This is a genomic window from Streptomyces sp. GDS52, from assembly GCF_052246875.1.
GTDB lineage: Bacteria > Actinomycetota > Actinomycetes > Streptomycetales > Streptomycetaceae > Streptomyces > Streptomyces cathayae.
Genome location: NZ_CM125966.1, coordinates 291,078 through 311,087 on the forward strand (window position 1 = coordinate 291,078; position 20,010 = coordinate 311,087).

General features: G+C 70.0%; 15 protein-coding genes and 5 pseudogenes. 6 read left to right on the forward strand and 14 right to left on the reverse strand.

The window, feature by feature from the left end; all coding sequences use genetic code 11:
• Positions 1–113 precede the first annotated feature (113 nt).
• Positions 114–1,544, reverse strand: coding sequence for an endo-1,4-beta-xylanase (locus tag ACTWJ9_RS01450; RefSeq protein ID WP_279332216.1), 1,431 nt, complete (start codon positions 1,542–1,544; stop codon positions 114–116).
• A gap of 739 nt (positions 1,545–2,283) precedes the next feature.
• On the opposite strand from ACTWJ9_RS01450, the gene ACTWJ9_RS01455 reads away from it, so the two are divergent.
• The gene (locus ACTWJ9_RS01455; protein ID WP_279332218.1) at positions 2,284–3,750 is read left to right on the forward strand and encodes a non-reducing end alpha-L-arabinofuranosidase family hydrolase; all 1,467 of its coding nucleotides are present in this window, start codon (positions 2,284–2,286) and stop codon (positions 3,748–3,750) included.
• 128 nt (positions 3,751–3,878) lie between these two features.
• Here the strand turns inward: ACTWJ9_RS01455 and ACTWJ9_RS01460 are convergent.
• A pseudogene (locus ACTWJ9_RS01460) lies at positions 3,879–4,229 on the reverse strand (TetR/AcrR family transcriptional regulator); the annotation flags it as partial.
• Between the two features lie 454 nt (positions 4,230–4,683).
• Between ACTWJ9_RS01460 and ACTWJ9_RS01465 the strand changes: the two are divergent.
• A complete protein-coding gene (locus ACTWJ9_RS01465) occupies positions 4,684–5,016 on the forward strand; it encodes a hypothetical protein (RefSeq protein ID WP_443295056.1) in 333 nt (110 codons plus the stop codon).
• A gap of 321 nt (positions 5,017–5,337) precedes the next feature.
• Here the strand turns inward: ACTWJ9_RS01465 and ACTWJ9_RS01470 are convergent, their stop codons facing one another.
• Both ACTWJ9_RS01470 and ACTWJ9_RS01475 read right to left on the reverse strand, forming a co-directional pair.
• The gene (locus ACTWJ9_RS01470; protein ID WP_443295057.1) at positions 5,338–6,213 is read right to left on the reverse strand and encodes a PhzF family phenazine biosynthesis protein; all 876 of its coding nucleotides are present in this window, start codon (positions 6,211–6,213) and stop codon (positions 5,338–5,340) included.
• Between the two features lie 181 nt (positions 6,214–6,394).
• Positions 6,395–7,082 (reverse strand): annotated as a pseudogene (locus ACTWJ9_RS01475) (IS5 family transposase); the annotation flags it as partial.
• Between the two features lie 547 nt (positions 7,083–7,629).
• Between ACTWJ9_RS01475 and ACTWJ9_RS01480 the strand changes: the two are divergent.
• The gene (locus tag ACTWJ9_RS01480) at positions 7,630–8,358 is read left to right on the forward strand and encodes a hypothetical protein (RefSeq protein ID WP_443295058.1); all 729 of its coding nucleotides are present in this window, start codon (positions 7,630–7,632) and stop codon (positions 8,356–8,358) included.
• A 95-nt stretch (positions 8,359–8,453) separates the two neighbouring features.
• Here the strand turns inward: ACTWJ9_RS01480 and ACTWJ9_RS01485 are convergent.
• The 3 genes and pseudogenes from ACTWJ9_RS01485 to ACTWJ9_RS01495 all read right to left on the reverse strand — a co-directional run.
• Positions 8,454–9,074 (reverse strand): annotated as a pseudogene (locus ACTWJ9_RS01485) (DDE-type integrase/transposase/recombinase); the annotation flags it as partial.
• On the reverse strand, positions 8,974–9,699 hold the full coding sequence (locus tag ACTWJ9_RS01490) for a hypothetical protein (protein ID WP_443295059.1): 726 nt from the start codon (positions 9,697–9,699) through the stop codon (positions 8,974–8,976). The gene ACTWJ9_RS01490 and the pseudogene ACTWJ9_RS01485, both read right to left, overlap by 101 nt.
• 182 nt (positions 9,700–9,881) lie before the next feature.
• Positions 9,882–10,286, reverse strand: coding sequence for a hypothetical protein (locus tag ACTWJ9_RS01495; protein ID WP_279332227.1), 405 nt, complete (start codon positions 10,284–10,286; stop codon positions 9,882–9,884).
• A 231-nt stretch (positions 10,287–10,517) separates the two neighbouring features.
• Between ACTWJ9_RS01495 and ACTWJ9_RS01500 the strand changes: the two are divergent.
• Positions 10,518–10,664 (forward strand): annotated as a pseudogene (locus ACTWJ9_RS01500) (IS3-like element ISRhosp1 family transposase); the annotation flags it as partial.
• A 197-nt stretch (positions 10,665–10,861) separates the two neighbouring features.
• Here ACTWJ9_RS01500 and ACTWJ9_RS01505 read toward each other — a convergent pair.
• Complete coding sequence (locus ACTWJ9_RS01505; protein ID WP_279332229.1) at positions 10,862–11,845, reverse strand: helix-turn-helix transcriptional regulator; 984 nt, start codon at positions 11,843–11,845, stop codon at positions 10,862–10,864.
• A gap of 244 nt (positions 11,846–12,089) precedes the next feature.
• On the opposite strand from ACTWJ9_RS01505, the gene ACTWJ9_RS01510 reads away from it, so the two are divergent.
• Positions 12,090–13,502 carry an aminopeptidase P family protein gene (locus ACTWJ9_RS01510; RefSeq protein WP_443295060.1) on the forward strand — a complete coding sequence of 471 codons (1,413 nt, stop codon included), beginning with the start codon at positions 12,090–12,092 and terminating at the stop codon, positions 13,500–13,502.
• 436 nt (positions 13,503–13,938) lie between these two features.
• On the opposite strand, the gene ACTWJ9_RS01515 is transcribed toward ACTWJ9_RS01510, so the two are convergent.
• Positions 13,939–14,181 carry a DUF5302 domain-containing protein gene (locus tag ACTWJ9_RS01515; RefSeq protein ID WP_279332232.1) on the reverse strand — a complete coding sequence of 81 codons (243 nt, stop codon included), beginning with the start codon at positions 14,179–14,181 and terminating at the stop codon, positions 13,939–13,941.
• A 380-nt stretch (positions 14,182–14,561) separates the two neighbouring features.
• Between ACTWJ9_RS01515 and ACTWJ9_RS01520 the strand changes: the two are divergent.
• Positions 14,562–14,735 (forward strand): annotated as a pseudogene (locus ACTWJ9_RS01520) (transposase); the annotation flags it as partial.
• Here the strand turns inward: ACTWJ9_RS01520 and ACTWJ9_RS01525 are convergent.
• The 5 genes from ACTWJ9_RS01525 to ACTWJ9_RS01545 are packed head-to-tail and all read right to left on the reverse strand — an operon-like array spanning position 14,704 to position 19,320.
• Positions 14,704–15,009, reverse strand: coding sequence for a hypothetical protein (locus tag ACTWJ9_RS01525; RefSeq protein WP_279338168.1), 306 nt, complete (start codon positions 15,007–15,009; stop codon positions 14,704–14,706). The pseudogene ACTWJ9_RS01520 and the gene ACTWJ9_RS01525 sit on opposite strands and share 32 nt — an antisense overlap.
• Positions 14,979–15,332 (reverse strand): GAP family protein, encoded by a 354-nt coding sequence (locus tag ACTWJ9_RS01530; protein WP_279332234.1) that lies wholly within the window; start codon positions 15,330–15,332, stop codon positions 14,979–14,981. Before ACTWJ9_RS01530 ends, ACTWJ9_RS01525 begins: the two co-directional genes overlap by 31 nt.
• Positions 15,329–16,762 carry a DUF1254 domain-containing protein gene (locus tag ACTWJ9_RS01535; protein WP_443295061.1) on the reverse strand — a complete coding sequence of 478 codons (1,434 nt, stop codon included), beginning with the start codon at positions 16,760–16,762 and terminating at the stop codon, positions 15,329–15,331. The genes ACTWJ9_RS01530 and ACTWJ9_RS01535 overlap by 4 nt, the downstream gene beginning before the upstream one ends.
• Positions 16,763–16,784: 22 nt before the next feature.
• Positions 16,785–17,678, reverse strand: coding sequence for a haloacid dehalogenase-like hydrolase (locus tag ACTWJ9_RS01540; protein ID WP_443295062.1), 894 nt, complete (start codon positions 17,676–17,678; stop codon positions 16,785–16,787).
• Between the two features lie 49 nt (positions 17,679–17,727).
• Entirely contained in the window at positions 17,728–19,320 is a 1,593-nt protein-coding gene (locus ACTWJ9_RS01545; RefSeq protein ID WP_388705341.1) for a DUF1254 domain-containing protein, read from the reverse strand.
• Between the last annotated feature and the right edge of the window lie 690 nt (positions 19,321–20,010).

Here is a 20,010-nt window from a genome sequence, read left to right on the forward strand (position 1 = left end):
CCACGGGGACCGGACCGTTGTGACGCCGCCACCGGGCCGTGCCGATCGCGAGGGTCGCCGCCACCACGGCGGCGACCCTCGCGATCATCAACGATGTCTTCGTGCAGGCCTTGTCAGGCGCGGGTCCACCGTTGGTTGTTTCCGTTCGAGCAGGAGTAGAGCTGGATCAGGGTGCCGTTGGCGGTGCCGCCCCCGACGGCGTCGAGGCAGAGGCCGGACTGGACGCCGACGATGGATCCGTTGGAGTTGAGGCGCCACTTCTGGTTGTCGCCGCCCCAGCAGCTGTAGATCTGGACCTTGGCGCCGTTGCCGGTGCCGGCGGCGTCCAGGCACTTGTTGCCGTAGACCCTGAGCTCGCCGGCGTCGGTGTACGTCCACTGCTGGTTGGTGCCGTTGTGGCAGTCCCACAGGTGGAGCTGGGTGCCGTCGGCGGTGCTGGTGCCAGGCACGTCCAGGCAGCGGCCCGAACCGACGCCCTTGATCGTTCCGCCGTCCGCGGGCGGTGTGGTGGAGCCGCCGTTGAGTGCGTTGAGGACGGCGGTGTAGGCGGGCTTCTTGCTGCCGTCGTTGTTGAACAGCAGCGGCGTGTGCTCCGATCGCCAGGAGTCGCTGTCGCGCACACCCCAGGCGGTGATGCCGAGGCAGCGCGGGACGGCCAGGCAGTCGTTGACCACGTTGGCGTAGGTCGAGGCCGAGGCACCCTGGATATCGAGTTCGGTGACGGCCACGTCGACACCGAGGGCGGCGAAGTTCTGCAAGGTGGTACGGAAGTTGCTGTTGTAGGGGCTGCCGCTGTTGAAGTGCGACTGGAAGCCGACGCAGTCGATCGGCACGCCGCGCTGCTTGAAGTCCCGCACCATGGCGTACATGGCCTGGGTCTTGGCCCAGGTCCAGTCCTCGACGTTGTAGTCGTTGTAGCAGAGCTTGGCGGACGGGTCGGCGGCGCGCGCGGCGCGGAAGGCGACCTCGATCCAGTCGTTGCCGGTGCGCTGCAGGTTGGAGTCGCGACGGGCTCCGGAACTGCCGTCGGCGAAGGCCTCGTTCACCACGTCCCACTGCGCGATCTTGCCCTTGTAGTGGGCCATCACGCCGTTGATGTGGTCGATCATCGCCTGGCGCAGTGCGCTGCCGCTGAGGCTCTGCATCCAGCCGGGCTGCTGGGAGTGCCAGGCCAGGGTGTGGCCGCGCACCTGCTTGCCGTTCTGCACCGCCCAGTTGTAGACGCGGTCGGCGGCGGTGAAGTTGAACTGGCCCCGCTGCGGTTGGGTGGCGTCGATCTTCATCTCGTTCTCGGCCGTCACCGAGTTGAACTCCCGGGCCGCGATCGTCGCGTACGTCGAGTCGCTCAGCCTGTTCGCGGCGATGGCGACGCCGAAGTAGCGGCCGCTCTGCGCCGCCGCGGCGCCGAGCGTGCTCTCGGCGGCCTGAGCGGACGGCGGCGCGACCAGGACGGCGGCCACACCGAGGACGCCGGCGACCAGCGCCAACAGCAGAGCACGGATCTTCCGCCGGACAACGGGTCTGGGAAGGGCGTACAAGCCCATGGCTGTGCCTCCAAAGTAGGAATAACGGGATCACCGGACACCACGGTCACAGGGCCCGGGAGGATTTCAACCGGCACGGACGGGCCCGGTCGGCCGCCGAGTGACGTAGGCCGGGCGGCAGCGGTCTTTCGACACAGGACAGGTACGGGGGTACTCCATCGCGGCTCAGCCGGGAGGCCGTCACGCGGCGTCGCCCGCCTCTCCTGCCGCACGGAGGGTCGGGATGCGTCGGTACGAGCCTCACCGGGACGAAAAAACGGGGTGGCGCAGGTGCTTTGGTGCGCGGATCTGTCGTGCAGCTGTGCGCGACTCCGCAGTACGGCACAGGCTGCCCGGGACCAGCGTGGTTCGAAATCTCGTCCTGCGGTCGGTTTACCAAACAGGATGATTGAGAGGTTGACAGCGACTCGTCAACCCTCGCGGCAGAAAAAGTTTCTGCTTCCCTTCCGAAATTTTCGATGCCGTGTCAAGGCGGGCGGATCCCTGGAACGGTGAGCCGTACCGCACACCACCTGCGGATTCACGGTCGACACAAGGGATTGCCCCGCCCGGTGGGAGGAATGGTTTGCAGACAGATCGACGACAGACCTTGACCGGAGGGCCTCCCCTTCCTAGCTTGTGGCGTCACAGAACCGGGATCACTTCGAAACTTTCGAACCCGTCTCTGCCCGCCTCGGCGCGGCTGCCGCTCCGCAGTTCATCGGCGTCGCCTCACCCCGCCCCCCAAGGAGGCCCTCTGATGTGGTTTCGCCACCCGTCCACGGTCCGTCCAAGACGCTTACTCGGCGTCCTTGCGCCCTTGCTGCTGCTGGCCACCTTCCTCGGCGCCCAGCCCGCCGAGGCCGCGACCGTGGACCCCAACGCCTCGTACGTGCTGGTCAACCGCAACAGCGGCAAAGCCCTGGACGTCTACAACATGGCGACCGACGACGGCGCCCGTATCACCCAGTGGACCAGGAACGACCAGAACCAGCAGCAGTGGCAGTTCGTCGATTCCGGGGACGGCTACTACCGCATCAAGTCCCGCCACTCGGGCAAGGTGCTGGACGTCCACAACTGGTCCACCGCGAACGGCGGCTCGATCGTCCAGTGGGCCGACCTGAACGGCACCAACCAGCAGTGGCGGCCGGCCGACAGCTCGGACGGCTACGTGAGGCTCATCTCGCGCCACAGCAACAAGGCCCTCGAAGTACAGGGCGCCTCCACCGCCGACAACGCGAACGTCGTCCAGTACGACGACTGGGGCGGCGCCAACCAGCAGTGGCAACTCGTCAAGGTCGGCGCCGGCACCCCCGGCTCGTGCGATCTTCCGTCGAGCTACCGCTGGACATCGACGGGCGCGCTGGCGCAGCCCAAGCAGGGGTGGGCCTCGCTCAAGGACTTCACCGTCGCCCCCTACAACGGCAGACAACTCGTCTATGCGACCACGCACGACACGGGGACGAGGTGGGGTTCGATGAACTTCGGCCTGTTCACCAACTGGTCGGAGATGGCCTCGGCCGGCCAGAACACGATGTCCAGTTCCACCGTCGCACCCACGCTCTTCTACTTCGCGCCGAAGAACATCTGGGTGCTCGCCTACCAGTGGGGCGGGACCGCCTTCTCCTACCGGACGTCGAGCGACCCCACCAACCCGAATGGCTGGTCGTCCGAGCAGGTGCTCTTCTCCGGAAGCATCTCCGGCTCCGGAACAGGGCCCATCGACCAGACACTCATCGGTGACGGCACGAACATGTACCTGTTCTTCGCCGGCGACAACGGCAAGATCTACCGGGCCAGTATGCCGATCGGGAACTTCCCGGGCAGCTTCGGCTCGACCTCGACAGTGGTCATGAGCGATACGACGAACAACCTGTTCGAAGCCCCGCAGGTCTACAAGCTGCAGGGCCAGAACCGCTACCTCATGATCGTCGAGGCGATCGGCTCGCAGGGCCGGTACTTCCGCTCGTTCACGGCCACCAGCCTGAACGGCTCATGGACACCCCAAGCCGCGACCGAGAGCAATCCCTTCGCCGGCAAGGCCAACAGTGGCGCCACCTGGACCAACGACATCAGTCACGGCGAACTGATCCGCACCAGCGCCGATCAGACCATGACCGTCGATCCCTGCAATCTGCAGTTGCTCTACCAGGGCCGCAGCCCCAACTCCGGCGGCGACTACGGCCTCCTGCCCTACCGTCCGGGTCTGCTGACACTGCAGCGCTGACGGCATGACGCGGGTCCGGCTCCGGTAGGGGGCCGGGGTGGCGGGCTCGGCGGAGGGCCGAGCCCGCCACCCCGTGATCTGAACAGCTCAGGTCACCTCACCCGCCCCGTCCGCGCACCGGAGGACGTTCAGTGATCGTCCTCCGGTGCGTGGACCGTGCCGCCGAGCGGAGCACCTCCGTCGACGGCGGCGAGGGCCGTGTGCAGCATCCCGGCGACCAGATCCACCGTGAGCGCGGGCTCGGGGGCACCGAGCTGCCGGACGGCTGCGCGGAATGGTTCGACCTGTTCCAGGTGGAGTTCCATCAGCCGTTCCTGGCAGGCCGCAGAGAGGCCGGCGCCCATGAGGGCGGCGGCGGGTCGGTGTGCGCCTTCGGCGCCGAGGCGGAGGCTTTCCCTGAAGAACGCCTCGACGCGTTCCACCGGGCCGTCCGCGGCGGCCATGGCGCGGGTGAGTGCCTCGTTGGAGCGCCGGAAGGCTCCTGCCCGGGCGCGATCTCGGCGGTCGCAGGGGGCTGTCCTCGACGGAGTAGCCTCTCCGGAATTGTTGTTCCAGGCGAACGCAACCGGCCTCGTGTCGGACGTCAACGGCCGAGGGCTGAGCGGGGTCCGAGCCGCTGGATCCAGCGCCAACAGCCCGAGGCTGGTGGGGTGCGTCCTGGGAAGTGGTTCGAGGCGCTGCGTAACGCGACAGGCCGGCGCACATGACCGCGTTGGCTGGGCCGTCCCTGGGCTGTCCGAGGTCGCTCGCCAGCTGCCGATGACGACCACCAGGCACACGAGCCCACCGTTCCTGAACAGCGGAAACGCAGGTCATCAAGATCTCCGGCAAGACCCGGGGCAAGAAGACACCTGTGGGAGAGGAGCCTTGCCCACGTGGGGCCGCGCAGGTCACGAGCGGCTGTCCAACGGCACAGCGTGTGCATCATGAGGCATGGGGATCGATCTGGAGCTGCACTCATCACGGCCGGCACGCAAGAACTGGCGCGCGACGCTCGTGCAGAGCTCCTACGGACATGGAGACGCTCTGGCCGATGCCCTCGGCTCGCTTCAGCTCCTCGGAGTACCCGGGAGGCTCACTGCCGTCGATCTGTACGGGGATACGTTGATGAACAAGCAGGAGGCCGCAGCCGCCGTCCGCGAGATTCGCGATCTGAAGCAACGATGCGGTGACGAGCGTCAGCTCGCCGCATTGGACGACCTCGCAAGGATGCTGAGTGAGTGCGCAGCCACTCGGGGCAGTTACCTGTGGTTCGCGGGCGACTGAAGCTCACCTCACGCCTGCCGGAAGACTGTCTGACTGCGTGACAACACCGACGGACGGCGGCGGACGAGCGCGGACACCTGCGGACCATCGGAGCAGGTGATTCGGGCAGTTCCGCTCTACCGTGGACTTGTCCACGGTGTCGACGAGTTGGCTGCCCTCCTGGTCGGCGAGCAGGAACCTGATAGCGAGCCTCGCTGGGCCGTGACGACGGACAACCCGATCGCGGTGTGTTCGTCGCCCCACAGCCCCCGCCCCATTCCGCTCGCCCTCGGTATCACACCGGGCTAAAACCGTGTCCTACGTGGTGAGTCGGACACGGTCTTAGCTGATGCGGGCTCCTGCGCCGCCGACCCGGACGCGCCGGTCACCCGCGCGCAGTGTCACCGTGAGCTCGCCGGGGCGGCCCAGGTCCTCGCCCTGGTACAGGGTGAGGACGGCGTCCTCGGGGACCAGGCCGAGCTCACGGGCGTAGGCGCCGAACGCGGCGGCCGCGGCGCCGGTCGCCGGGTCCTCGACGACGCCGCCGACGGGGAACGGGTCACGGACGTGGAAGACGGTGGCCGACTCCCGCCACACCAACTGGGCCGTGGTCAGGTCCAAGCGGTGCATCAGGGCTTCGAGGCGTGCGAAGTCGTACGCGAGATCCGCGAGGCGGGCGCGCGTCGCCGCCGCAAGAACGAGATGGCGGGCGCCGGCGAACGCGATCCGGGGCGGGAAGCCCGGATCGAGATCGGCGGCCGGCCAGCCGAGCGCGGCGAGCGCCTCCGCGAGGTCGGTCCCTGCGATCTCCTCGACGTGCGGCTCGACACTGGTGAGCGTGGCCCGGAGCGTGCCGTCCTCCTCGGCCACCTCCACCGGCACGGTGCCGGCGCGCGTCGCGAACACCAGCGCCCCGGGACCTGTCCGCTCGGCGAGCGCGACGGCGGCTGCGACGGTGGCGTGCCCGCAGAACGGCACCTCGGCCCTGGGACTGAAATACCGGATGCTGTACGCCCGCCCCTCCTGGCCGCCGAGGCCCTCCGGGGGCGCGGTCAGGAACGCGGACTCCGAGTATCCGAGCTCTGCGGCGAGGGCCAGCATGTCGTTGTCGTCCAGGGCGGCGGCGTCCAGAACGACGCCGGCGGGGTTCCCGCCGTCGGGGGCGCTGGAGAAGGCGGTGTATCGCAACACCTCGGGCCGCGGCGCATTTTTCGTCATGCTCGTGGCAACCCGGTGCGGGCCCGCGGCTATTCCTGGACGCGGGTGGAGGCGGGTACGGGCGCCTGCGGCGGAGCCGCATATCGATACAGACCCACCCTGTCCCTTCCCGGACGGGGCCCCACTCCGACAGATGGGTTCATGGGCGTCGCCTCGGGCGGTTGCCCCAGCGGTGGGTGGTTCAGGACTGTCGGGTGAGGCTACGGACGGTGATGATCGTGTCGGCGAGGTCGAAGAAGGCGTCGATGACGGTGGCGCGGCGTTCGTGGCAGCGGGCGAGCCGGTGGAAGGCGTTCTGCCAGGCGTGGGTGCGCTCGACGTGCCACCGTCGGCTCGCCTGGATCGGTGCCTTCTCGCCCTTGTGAGCAATCCGGCCGTGCAGTCCGCGTTCGTCGAGCAGGGTGCGGGTTTTCCCCGAGTCGTAGCCGGAGTCCAGGTGCACCGTGATCTCGTCGGGCGGCGGTCCGAGATCTGCCAGGCGGTCCAGGGTCGGGGCCAGCAAGTGCGGAGTCGTGACGGTTGACCCCGGCCAGGGCACCGCCCAGCGGAATTCCATGACCAACTGTCATACCCGAGCGTTTCAGGCCTTGTTTGCCGTGGTCGACCGGTGAATGCCCGGCGACCTCACTGCCGCCGGGAGCCTTGGTGATGGATCCGTCGATCGCGATCTGGTCCAGCACGAGGCCGACGCTCCGGTCGTAGGCGTCCAGCGCGATCTGCTTGAGCCGGGCGAAGCCGCCGAGCCGGATCCATTCGTCGCGGCGACCTCGGATCGTCGTGGCCGAGCAGGTCGAATCGGCGATCGCCTGGTAGGAGCAGCCGAACCGCAGGAGTTGCAGCAGTTCGTCGAAGACGATCCGGTCGCTGATATCGACGCACGTACGGGGCAGCGCCGAGTCTGTTTTGCACGAGTCCGGCCTGTCCGGTCCGGCCTTGTCCGGTCCGGCCTGTCTGGGACGGGGGCCGACTCGGGCGGCCCGGTGACCCTTCGACAGGATCCCGGCCCCGCCCCGCTCACACCAGGACTTCCACCGCCCGCTCCGACACCCTCAGTGCGGCGGCGGTCTCCTCCGGGGACCGGTCGGAGGAGCCGTTGGAGGCCTGCCCGATGCCCGAGCTGTTCCGCTGACATCCAACGGTGACATCAACGCCCCCCGGACGGCGGCACACAGCAGCCACGTATGCGTCGGTTCACGAGGTGCGCCCCGACCAGTCCGAGGGAGGGTCGAACTCCTGAAGCGGGTGTCGAGAGCGCCAGCACTGTCCCAAAGAGGCGCCCCATGCGCTCCGCTGTCAGAACCTGGTGAGACCGGTCCCGTGAGAGTGGTGGTGCACCGACCGGCCCAGGCCCAACCCGTTGGCCCCGGCCTCGTGCATGGCACGATGCCTGATCACGGACGAGCACAAGGAGATCCCATGAACGATCAAGGCACCCCTGGCTCGGCAGATGGCTTCAGGGTTGTCGCTGTTGATGCCGACTGGCCGGAATCACGGCAGTTCATGGGTAGCGGCTACAACCACGTCACCGGCGACATTCATGTGTACCTGTGGTTCGGCTCTGCGTCCTATGACCCCCAGGTCGAGCACGTCACGGTTTTCAGCGCCTCCTCCGGCAATGCAGAGGCCGGCGAGGCCCTGGAGCGGGCTCTCGAGGACTACTGCCATCCCGACGAGGAACCCCCGGCCGGCCTGCCGGCCTCTGCGCCCGTCACCATCACCGCAGAGGGGAAACCCGTGACGTTCGAACTCTGGCGGAACAGCAGCACCCCTCACTGGGTCGCCCGGGGCCGTGTCGAGAGCACCGAAGTGGTCCTGTCCGGCTCCGAGACAGAACCCAGCGAGCTGCGCCTGGTCCGCGTGAACGACCTGGCCGCGTACTCGGCCCCGATCGGGTTCCTCCCGGCCCGGGAAGCGATCTCCGTTGCCATGGGAAGCGATCTCCAGGCGGCGGGGCCCAGCAGACAATCGCAGGTAGAGGAGGCGGACACCGCGCTGCGGGCCCTGGGCGACATCGCCGCCCGGAATGCCGCCCTCGGGGGACCCAGCCGGGAATTGCACGGCGAGGAGGCGGACACGGTGATGCGTGCCCTGCGCTACCTCGCCCAGGATGCCGGCCCCGCGGGAGAATTGGGAGCAGAGAGCTGATCAGCTCCCGCCGCCCTGGCCCACTCCTCGAAGGCCGTCGGGCTCTCGTGGCCCGCGCTCCGCGGGTCCGGTGCGGGTTCGGGTGACAGGTGCGGTCACGCGGCCTGGAGGGCCGGCGTGGTCATGACGGTCTCGCATTCGATGGGGGCCAGCCGGCCGAGTGAGGCCTGTCTGCGGCGTCGGTGGTAGGTCCGCTCGATCCAGGTCACGATCGCGATCCGGAGTTCTTCGCGGGTAGCCCAGCCCCGTCGGTCGAGGACGTTCTTCTGCGGCAGGCTGAAGAAGGACTCCATGGCCGCGTTGTCACCGGCAGCTCCAACCCTCCCCACCGCTCCGGCCATCCGGTGGCGGTCGAGCCCCCGGACGGACTTCCGGGAGCGGAACTGCGATCCGCGACCGCTGTGCAGAATGCGCCCGTCGACGTCTCCACGCCGGGCCACGGCATGGCCCAGGGCGGCCACGGCCGGGCGGGACTCCGTCCGCGCACCGATGGGGCAGCCCACGGTCCTGTTGCCGAAGGCGTCCTTGACCGCGCAGAGGTAGAGCTTGCCTTCGCCGGTGGCGTGCTCGGTGATGTCGGCGAGCCACAGCCGGTTCGCACAGGCCGCGGTGAAGTCACGGCGGACCAGGTCGTCGTGCACCGGTGGGCCGGCCTTCTCGCACGTGCCACGCTTCTTGCCGAACACGCTCCACCAGCGGTTGTCCCGGCAGATCCGCCATCCACATCCGGTCCGCCGTCACGGCCCCGGCGCCGCGCGCTCCGAGAAGGCCATCCTTCGGGACAGCCGACCTTCGGTGGGAGCGCTCGGCCACGTCCAGGTCCGCGTCGTGCTCGGCAACCAGGTCCAGCTCCTCGGTGAGGCTCTTCGACGCCTTCGCCAGGATGCGCGCCGCCTTCTCCAGCTGCGGCAGCATCTCCAGACGCTCCCGGTCCGAGGCCCGCCGCGCGGGGCTGATCAGCCGGTTCGCCATCAGCACTGCGAACAGATCCAACGCGTCGTCGACCACCTGCGCCTCCAGCTGACGCACCACCGCCGTCAGCAGCGCGGTACGCCGCGGCTGCTGCGCCCGCTCGATCGTCTGCGCCTTGCTCAGCTGCCCGTACCGGGCCGGCGTGGACAGTCGGTTCACCGGCACCCGGGACGGATCGACCCGGCCCAGCGCGAACGCGGAGATCTCCTCCACCCGCTCCATCGCCCGGACCATCGCGGTGCCCGTCGTCTTCGTCGGCGGCGTACGCAGCCGCTCCCACTCCGGGACCCGCTTGCCCTCCGGCACCACCAGCAGCTCCGCCAGCGCCGGCGCGAGCGCGGGATCGGCCCGGTCGGTGGCACGGGCCACCGCCTCATACAGTCGCCGCTCGGCCGCCGTACGGGCCTCCGACACCTGCCGGGCCAGCGCCCCCCCCCCGTAACGGGTCTGCCCCTGCTCGAAAGAACGGCCCGAGCGCCCAACAGGGCAGGGCATCCAGGCCACTTCAGATGGCGGGGTGGCGCGGCCGCACACCGGACCGCAACGGGCGACTAGCCTGCGGAACAGAGGCCGGTGCTCGGGCAGAACACAACCCCCGTGTAGTTGTAGCCGGCCCGTATGGTCACGGGATCTGGGTCGGGCGGAAAGTTGACGTATGAACCCGCGTCAGCTGTAGCGCTGAAGTGGACCGTCGTCCCGATCGGGAAGCTCGCAGTGCAGGTACCGGTCGGGGCGGGCGCCGGGTCACCGGCGTACGGATCCCACGCCGAAGTGTGGCAGTTGATCCCGGCGGGGTTGCTGGTGAGGGTTCCACCGCCCCAGCCGTCGCTGACGTACGCGTTCAGTTGAGCGGTGGACTGGGCCTCAGCCGGGGCGACGAAGCCGACCGCGGCGGCCGTGGCGAGTGCGGTGATGACTCCCGTCGCGCGCCAGGCGCGGTTTCTGTCCTTACTCATGGGCGGCCCCTCTGATCGAACCTGATCGAACCGACCCCCTGCGACTAGGCTATTCGCCCCCTTGGGGACCCACAAACCGGGCAGGTTCGCCGTCACCGCCGACGGCGGTTGCTCTCAACGGCCGCAGACACTGTGTTCACGGGAGACCGGGTTGTCCGGAGGGGTTGAGGATGATCCTTTGGAGTGGACACCCTGACAATGCATCTTGATGGTCCAGGGAGGGATGTCCAGGTGGGACGCAAGTCTCCGTATCCGGAGGAGTTCGGACAGGACGCCGTCGCGCTCTACCGCACCGCGGGTGGCAAGCGGACGTACCCGGCGGTGGCCGCGGATCCCGGCATCACCGCGGAGTTGCTGCGGACGTGGGTCCGCAAGGACGACCTCAGAGCGTGTACCACCCCGCCCAGGCGGCCGGCTCTTCCCGGGCCGTCTCGTCCCCTGGTGCCGGCGTCGGCCTGTTCGCCGCCGATGACGAACTCCCGGGGCCTGGTGACGATCGCGTGGGGGGGGGCCACGACGAACCGTTCTCCGCTGGGGCCGGGCGAAGCCGTCGCAGGTGGCTCCTGGGCGCCTGGTCACAGCCAGCCGGAGCGCTGTGCCTGCAGGGCCATCTGGAAGCGGTTCGCGGCGCCGAGACGAGCCATCAGGATCTGGAGGCGGCGGAACAGCGTACGGCGGCTGATGCCCAGTTCGCGGGCGATGACGTCGTCGGTCGCGCCGCCGGCGAGGAGACGCAGCAGGCGCCGGTCGGCGGGTGGGAGGCCGACGGGGCCGGTGGCGTGGCCGTGGAGGGGGAGGGCGTTGTGCCATGCCTGCTCGAACAGGGCCACCAGGGCGGAGAGCAGGCCGCACGGCTGCACCACCAGCATGGTGTTGTGCACGTCCGCTTCCTTGATCGACAATGACACCAGTGCGTACGCCTCATCGATGATCAAGAGCTTGACCGGCACCGATGGCAGCACCCTGGCCTGCTCGCCCGCCTCGATGCAGGGTTCGATGACGTCCTTCAGGTGGCCGGGGTGCTCCAGTGACTCCCGTGAGTAGACGACGCGTTGCGTCACCCCGCGGGCCAGCGTCGCCAGGGCGTCGTCGGTGGCGCCGGCCAGAGGGGCGTACGGCGGGGACTCGAACTGCCGGATCTGCTCGCGGGCGCTGGCCCACGCATGGCGCATCCTCGGACCGACGGCTTCGCCGGTGACGACCTCGACGAGGTCGTCGTTGTACGCGGCGAGCCGCTGGCGCCGGAACGACTCGAACGCGCCGGTGACGGCGATGCGCGACTCCTCGAGCTCGGCCGCCCGGTGCCGGGCGAGGATTTCCAGGCCCGCGGCGGGCGGCACCGGGGCCACCGTGTCCCCGTCCTCGGCTGCGGAACTGGCCAGACCGGCGTCGGCCAGCTCTCCGTACGCCGCGGCGAGACCGGCCCCGCCCAGCCCGGCTGCCGCGCCGATCGCACTCAGCGGAGCGGGAGCCAGCTCCAGCAGGGCCAGGTAGACCCGGCACGCCGTGTGATCGAGCCCCAGCCGACGGAGGGCCCCGCCGAGTTCCGCGTTCGCCATGGGGCACATTATCGATGCTTTCCGCCCGGGCCCGTGGCCGATCTGTGCCACTGGCACTGTCCGGCCCCAGCGTCTGCCGCGAGGCGGTACCGTCCGGGAGCCGCCGCCGACCGGCGGCAGCGAGGGAGCCCGGAACCCCATCGGGCGGGGCCACCCTGCCCGGACGGTGCGCTCGCCGGCCCTCGCCGCCGAGAGACGGGCTTCCTCGGAAGCACGGATAAGCCCAACGGAAAAGGTGCACGACGTGGCGAAACGCCGGAAGAACGGCCTCTACCCGGAGATCTCCGCAGAGCTGTCCGCCCTCATGCGGACGGGCTGGGCGGACACCGAACGACACGACCTCCAGCTCGCCGAGCAGGCCCCGCACGCGGCCCGCCGCCGCGCCGCGCTCTCCGCGCGGTTCCCCGGCGAACGCCTCGTGATCCCCTCGGGGAACCTCAAGGTCCGCTCGAACGACGACACCTACCCCTTCCGTCCGTACTCGGGCTACGTGCACATGGCCGGCGACCAGGTCCGGGACGGCGCGCTCGTCCTCGAACCCCGCGCGGACGGCGGCCACGACGCCTACTGCTATCAGCTGCCGCGGGACAGCAGGGACGACGACGAGTTCTGGACGGGCGCCCACGCGGAGCTGTGGACGGGCAGGCGCCGCTCACTCGCCGAGTCGGAGCGTGTACTCGGCCTGCCGTGCCGCGACGTGCGCACCGCGGCTGCCGACCTGGCTGCCGCCTCCGGAGCACCGACGCGCATCGTCCGTGGGGTCGACCCCTCCCTCGAGGCCGCCGTCACCACCGACGCGGGGCGGGACGCCGAACTCGAAGAGGCGCTCAGCGATCTCCGCCTCGTCAAGGACGCCTGGGAACTCGGGGAACTGCGCAAGGCCGTGGACTCCACCGTGCGCGGCTTCACCGACGTCGTCGCAGAACTCTCCCGGGCGATCGCGTCGTCGGAGCGGTGGATCGAGGGCACGTTCTTCCGCCGGGCGCGCCTCGAGGGCAACGCCGTGGGCTACGGCTCGATCTGCGCCGCCGGCGAGCACGCCACGATCATGCACTGGACGGACAACGACGGCCCGGTGCGCCCGGGGGACCTGCTGCTGCTCGACGCGGGCGTGGAGACGCACTCCCTCTACACCGCCGACGTCACCCGCACGCTTCCGGTCAGCGGCACCTTCACGCCCCTGCAGCGCGAGATCTACGACGCGGTGTACGAGGCCCAGGAGGCCGGCATGGCGGCGGTCAAGCCGGGCGCCCGGTACCGTGACTTCCACGAGGCGGCCCAGCGCCACCTGACGGCACGGCTGGTCGAGTGGGGTTTCATCGAGGGTCCCGTCGACCGCGCGTACGAGCTCGGCCTGCAGCGCCGCTTCACCATGGCCGGCACCGGTCACATGCTGGGCCTGGACGTCCACGACTGCGCGCAGGCCCGCACGGAGGACTACGTCGACGGTGTGCTGGAGCCGGGCATGTGCCTGACCGTCGAGCCGGGCCTGTATTTCCAGGCGGACGACCTGACGGTGCCCGAGGAGTGGCGCGGCATCGGCGTCCGGATCGAGGACGACCTGGTCGTCACCGACGACGGCCACGAGAACCTGTCGGCGGCCCTGCCACGCGCCGCGGACGAGGTCGAGGCGTGGATGGCACGCTTCTCCGGCTGAGTGCGGCGGTGGCGTCGTCGGTGCGCCAGTGCGCCGGGTGTTCGCCGTCGCCCTCGGTGACGCAGGGGACCCTGGAAACATCGCCGGGTGGAGGAACTGGCGGTCGCCGTCCAGGACTCCATCAGTGATCCGGACGGCTCCGGTGGTGACGCCGGCCGGGCGCCGGCCGGACGCGTCGGCGTCGCACCGGGCCGTCAGCCACGTCCTGACCACCGTGCGACGTCGGCGGCCGGACGTCCTGGCCAGGAGTGCCGGTGCGGCGGCGCCACCGACCCGCGCCGACCTCGGTCGGGCCCTCCCGCGGACCGGACCGCCGGCTACGCCTCGCCCTCAACGCGCACACGGGCATGCGCACGTTGCGGGCCACGGCACCGGGCGCGTGCATGGAGAGCGCGCGGAGTGCCCGTGAAGCGGCCGGGCCGCGGGACTGATCGACTCAGCCGCCGCTCTTACGCCTGAACGACCGCTGGCTCGCAGCCGGGCCGTGCGCCGCACGCACCTTCGACGCATTCGGGTTGGCGGCGACGTCGGCCGCGTCCGCCTGCGCACCGCGCTTGCGTGCCAGGGCTTCACGGAACTTGCGCTTGAGGTCGTAGTTGCCGTCGTCGTCCGGCGCCAGAGGGGACGTCTCGGAGGCAGCCGGCTCCGAGCCTTCCGTGGGTGCGGGCTCTGCGGTCATGGTGACCTCCTGGGTTCGGGGGTGGGCCAGTACAGCTTGTCATGCCGGGCGCAGTGCGGGACGCCGGCACCATCGTCCTGCTCCGTTTCGGCGGGCAGCCCTCTCGCGGCCAAGGGCGTTCGCTTCATGGGGGGCGCAGGACGGGCTTCGGGCCGGGCCGAGGGTGGTCGGTCCCGAAGCCAGGAGATTCGCTGCCCGGGCAACGGTTCTCGGCCGTTGCGACGCACGAGGGCGACCTTGCGGGCCTCGCCGGCCTTTCGGAACGTGCCACCGGCGCCGCGGGCGGTGTCCTGTGCCAGGGATGCAAGTCAACAAGCCGGACGCCGTCCGGCTCGATGCTGACCCTTTAGAGGCTCATTTGGCTGGGTGGGCGGTCGACCGTGGCAGGGTTCGTTGAGCGGCTGGTGCCGGATGAGTTGTGGGAGCTGTTCCAGCGCGTGGTGCCGGAGGAACCCTCACGGCCCCAGGGCGGCGGCCGCCGGCACGGTGACCGCGACGTGCCGGCCGCGATCGTGTTCGTGGCTACGTCGGGCTGCACGTGGCAGCAGCTGCCGGCGGAGTCGTTCGGGCCTCGGACCGGATCCGCTCGGCGTTGGCGAAGTAGATGCCGGCCTCGACGCGCAGCACGATCACTCCGGGAATCCTGCGGCTCTCGCTGTGTCTGTCGAGTGCGGCGAAGTGTCCGTTCCCGGGCAGTTGCCCCAGTTCTCTCATGACCGGGCGTGAGGAGCGGTACAGGAGCGGAAGCAGGGAGACGCCGATGCCGATGAAGAGGCCAGGCAGCGTGTCGAAGACCGTCACCCCGAGCATCGCCGCGACCGCGGCCATGAAATCCGGCCGCGCGGCCGGCCGCGCCACTCCTTCACCGCCACCCACAGCAGCAGCACGGCGAGCGCCGGGTCGAGCGCGCTGGCCCGGCCGGCCGGCTGCCCCTGGTCGCTCGCGCCGGCGCCGCCGGAGACCAGCAGCACGATCGTGCCGACCAGGGCCAGGCCCAGGGCCCAGCCCAGGAGCAGCGCCGGCCCGTTGGAGCGTGCCCTGGGGGTGGCGGGCATCAGCACCACAGCGATGATCGGGAACGCGCTCAGCGCCACGGCGACGCCGTAGGACAGAATCTGACCGATCGCCTCACCCCCGGCCGCCTCCCTCACGCCGGTTCGATCTCGCCCGGCCGCCAGCTCTTGTCGAACCAGCCGTCGAGCGGACCGTAGAGCCGCAGCATCACGAAGAATCCCTTGCCGGGTACGGTCTGGACCCAGTTCGCCTCCTGGCCCTCCGGCGCGGTGGGGCCGAAGTGGATGGCCGTGTCGCCGTTGCCCTCGGCCCGGACACCTTCCGACTGGCTGTTGACGCTCGGGTAGGGGTGGTCCGTGCGCAGCAGCGACCGGGTCTGGGGGTCGTAGGCGTTGACGGCCCAGAAGTTCTTCACCGGGATGCCGCTCGGCAGAGTGAGCGTGTAGTGCCGTCCGCCGTCGAGCCACTCGCCCGTGGAGTCCTCCGCCGTGTAGGCGTACTGCGATCCGGTGCCGACGGGCGCCGTCACCATCGCCGGTGAGGAGGCGGTCGCGAAGTAGTAGAACACCGCCCGGGAGTCCAGCAGGCGGGCGCCCTCCGCCGACAGGAACTCGTAGCTGCGGGTGGGGAACGGGGTCTTCCACGACCTGTCGGGGTAGTGGAAGAAGTCCGGGTCACGTGGCTTGAAGGCCAGTGTCCGTACGATGCCCGAGGCGATCCTGGCGGCGGTGTCGAGGATCGAGCGCATACGGTCGTCCGGCTGGAAGGGCTTGCCGCGCACGATGCCGAGGGCGGCGAGCTGCCCGGCTCGCTCGGGGTCGAGCGACTCGGCCGGCTCGGCCTGGACGATGGTGTCGATCTCCTCGAAGAAGGAGAAGTCGTTGGCGTGGATCGTGTTGAAGTCCGATTCCGCCCAGTTGACGAAGCGCTGCTCGGGCCGGTCCGCCGCGGCCGAGAGGGGGTAGATCCGTGCCGTGAGCAGGCTCTCCGTGCCCCCCAGTGCGCGCAGCAGCACCCAGGAGCCGTACGTCGCCGGCCGCACGACGAAGTAGCCGTCGGGAACGTCACCTTCGTGGCCCGGAGGCAGGAAGAGGTACCTGCCTCCTTCTCCCTTGTCGGGACCGGCGATACCCATGTCGGTGACGTAGCGCTGCCACATGTCGTCGACGACGCACAGCGAGTTCCCCGGCGCCTCGATCACGGTGGGACCGTCCTCGTCGAGCGCCAGGAAGGTCATCCCGTAGGTGGTCTCCGTGTTGCCCGTGAGCACCACCGGCGCCGAGGTGCATCGCGGGGCCGTGTAGCCGATCGTGCGGGAGTCGACGCCGATGCTCCGCAATCCGCGTCGCATCGCCACCATGGAGGCGCCGGGCACGCAGTTGAGGAACGCCTCGATCCCGCGCAGCAGATCCAGCGTGTCGTAGCTACGTGTGACCGCGTCGGGCAAGGGCATGCCGTCGAAGAAGTCCAACGCTCCGAAGACCGTCTCCAGCCGGTCCGGGCAGACGATCGACGCGAGGGTCTCGGGTGATGTGCCCGGGCTCGGGGCGTCACTGATGTGGGGCACTGGGTTCCTCCTGAGTGGGGCTTTACTTGAGAACCACGTTCCAGTCGTCCTTCACACCGACCGTCGTCCAGCCGGACCTCTCGGCCGTCGCGCGTGCCCGCTCCGCGCAGTCGGTGCAGGCGTACTCCCGGACGACGTCGTCGTGGACGACGAGCAGGGCGAACCGCGCGGACCGGAGCAGTTCGACGTCCACGTCGTCGTTGCCGGCCGCGAAGGCCGGCAGCCGGCCGGTGCGGGCGAGGACGTCCTCCGGTTTGCCGGGCCCGAGCGCGACCGGGCCGTGCGGGGTCGCCCGGCGGACCGGCGCGCCGTCCCGGTGGGCGAACTCCGGGGCCGGGCCGATGACGTTCTCCCTGGGCAGGCCCCAGGTGTCCTCGCAGATCACCCGCATGAAGTCGCGCCCGCCGCCCGAGCAGACGAACAGCCGCCAGCCGTACGCCCTGAGGCAGTCGAACAGCTCCAGCACCGGCTGGTGGACGAGACCGGAGTACGGCACGCCGGAGCGCTCGTGGCGCCAGGACTCCAGGTACCGGGCAGCCTCGGCCTCGTACCGGGCGAGCGTGGTGCCTTCCCAGGCCGATCCGATGGCCTCCACCATCGACGCCACCGCGTCGGGGTCCTGTTCGTTCAGCGCGCGGAAGTACGACTCGTCCCGGTCGACGATCGCCCGGTAGGGCTGCTCGCGGGCCGGCGACGGGTCCGCCTCCAGCCGCGCGGCCAGTTTCCCGAGGACGAACGCCCTCTGCACCGGCGTGGGCTTCTCGACCCACAGGGTTCCGTCGTTGCCGAGCACGGCGACCCGGTCCATCGGCGCGACGAAGCCCGGCGAGCCTTCCACCGCCGCGGACGTCACGAAGTCGACGCTCGCCCGCGTCGCGGCACCGTCGTTCCAACTCCCCAGCGAGGTCGTGCCCATGCGCCTCACCGTCCGGACCGTCGTTCCTCCGGAGCGCTGCCGGGCGAGGTCAATCCACCGCCTCGATCTCGCCCGGCCGCCAGGTCTTGTCGAAGAACGGCTGCAGTGGGCTGTAGAGCCGCAGGACCACGAACCATCCCCGGCCCGGTGTGGTCTGGATCCAGTTGCCCTCCGGCACGCCGTCGGGCCGGTCGGGCCCGAAGTGCACCGTGGTCGTGCCGTCCGCGTCGGGGACCGCTGCCGGGGTGGGATAGGCCTGGCTGCCGGCCCGTGGGAACCGTTGTGGGGTGTCGAGCATCGACCGCGTCTGGTTGTCGTAGACGGTGACCGACCAGAACCTCGCGGCGGGGATGTCCGGCGGAAGTACCAGTCGGTAGTACCTGCCGCCGTCGAGGGCCCGGCCCTCCTGATCCGCCAGGGAGAACACGTACTGCGAGCCGACGCCGGGCAGCGGCGCCGTGAACGCCGGGCTGATGCCCACGCCCAGGTACCACCACCAGGACCGCAGGTTGAGTTTCCGGGCGCCGTCGTTCGGGCGGGGCTCGACGCCCCTGTCGGTGATGTCCGCGGGCGGGGCCAGGAACTCGTGGCCGGACACGAGCAGGCCGTTGAGCCACCGGGAGGAGGCACCGTAGTAGTGCACCCCCTCGGCCGGACGCGGACGGCAGGCGAGGGTGCGGGCCGTGGCGTTGCCGACCGCGGCTGCCTCGGTGAGGATCTCCCGCATCCGCGCGTCCGGCTCGAAGGGCCTGCCCTTGACAATGCCGACCGCGGCCAGAGCACCGGCGATCTCGGGGTCGAGCGCCTCGGCCGGCTGGTCGTGCACGAGCTCGCTCGCGAGGTCGAAGTACGTCGCGTCCCCGGGCGGGACCGTGTTCACGGGAAGCCCTGAGCCCTCGACGAAGCGCGGCGGGTCGGGCCTGTGCAGGGCGGCGGTCCAGGTCTGAGCGGTCCACGGCAGCGGCGGGGCCGTGCCGCCGGTGACGATCTCCCCGATGCTGGTCCCGTAGAACCCGGGGACGTAGCGGTAGAGACGCAGTCCCTCCTTGACCCGCTCGACCGCCGGCTTCGGGTCATCGCCCTCCAGGAAGGCCCGACCGCCCAGGATGAGCCGCGTGGTGCGGGTCCGGAGCGTGAAGAACCCGCCCTCGGGAACAGGGCCCTCATGACCGGGTGGCACGAAGAGGTACTTGCCGCCTGCTCCGCGATCCGGACCGGCCATGCCGGGGTCCGCGACCCAGCGGAACCACATGTCGTTGAGGAAACAGAGGGCCAGGGGCGGCACTTCCACCACCAGCGGACCCTCGGTCAGGTCGAGGAAGGTCAGGAAGTAGACGGTGTCCGCGTTCCCGGTGAGCACGAGCGTCTTGGGATCCATGAACTCCGAGAAGAGCAGAACGTCGTGGTCCTGGATTCCGGCCTCCAGGAATCCCCGGCGGGCCGCCCACAGGCTGACGCCGGAATACGCGTCGAGGAACGCGCTGACCGCGCGCACGTGGCCCACATGGTCGTAAACCCGGTTCGCGGTCTCCTCGGTGGGCACACCCAGCGGGAATTCCAGAGTGCCCAGGTGGGTCTCGACCCGCTCGGGAGTCGAGATCGACTCCATGGCCCGGGGTGAGATCTGTGCGGTGTGCTGCAAGGGGTCGCTCCGTTCTCGGGAAGAGGCCGCCCTGTCGACCATGTGCCTCACCTACCGCAGACCACCACCGCACCTGGGCCATCGGAGGGGCTTCGAGTGGAGGGTGCGTGGTTCGGTTCACGGCGGGGCACGGCTGAACGACGCCGGGCAAGACCGTCACCGTGCCGTTCCTCGCCCCGGGCCGACGGGTCCCGTTCCCGGCCGCCACGTGGTCCTCACCGGGCCGGCTGCGCCTTGATCGTCAGACTCACCGTGACCAGCGTGATCGACGCGGTGGGGAGACCGCACCGGGCGAGGGCCACGGTGCCCACCAGCTTGGGCAACGCCTTCCGCGCCGGCCGGAGCGCGAGAACCCCGTGGACGGAAACCAACGGCTTGGTCCGCTGAGACGCAGCCGCATCCTGGCCGGAGGCCCTGGCGGCGCCGGGCCGGGTCACTCCCTCGCGGCCCGGAGGTCGGCAACGCCGGGACGCGGCCGCGCCCGATGCTGACTGTCTGCTGACCTCAGCCCGGCAATCACGCCTCTGACCTGCGGGAACGGCCAATCGTCAGATCTTGGACTTGAACATCACGCGAAGCACGAGGAAACTCCCGCCTTCTCCGCTCCCTGCCGGCTTCTTCCAGGTCGAGGGCGATCTCAGGAGCGTACAGCGATCCGCATGTCCGGTCAGCTGTCCCCACGTGTTCCGG